Origin of the sequence: Cupriavidus sp. SIMBA_020 (assembly GCF_046535395.1) — a bacterium.
Lineage (GTDB): Bacteria > Pseudomonadota > Gammaproteobacteria > Burkholderiales > Burkholderiaceae > Cupriavidus > Cupriavidus campinensis.
In genome coordinates this window covers 1-254 of record NZ_JAWRWU010001134.1, presented here as the reverse complement: position 1 = coordinate 254, position 254 = coordinate 1, and the positions used below count along the sequence as shown (strand labels likewise).

The 254-nt window shown below is 72.0% G+C and carries 1 protein-coding gene; it reads right to left on the bottom strand.

Annotated features, from left to right (window positions below; translation table 11 throughout):
- Positions 1-254, bottom strand: a 254-nt coding sequence (locus SB751_RS33070; protein WP_410749381.1) for a cellulose biosynthesis cyclic di-GMP-binding regulatory protein BcsB, incomplete at both ends; no start/stop codon positions are given.

Here is a 254-nt window from a genome sequence, read left to right as displayed (position 1 = left end):
CGGTAGATCAGGTCCGACAGGCCGAAGTGCGCGCCCGACTCGTAGCTGCCCGGGATGTGGGGGGCCCAGGTCTTGAGCAGCGGATTGGCGGTGTCGCCCGCGATCACCAGCAGGTCCTTGCCGGCCTGCGCGCCGGCCTGCTGCGCCCGCGTCACGGTCACGCCGATGGCCGGATAGCCCGTGGCGTCTCCCAGGCGGCCCAGCACGTTCAGGTAGGCCGAATAGGCCGCCGCGCTGGCGCGGTCATCCAGCAC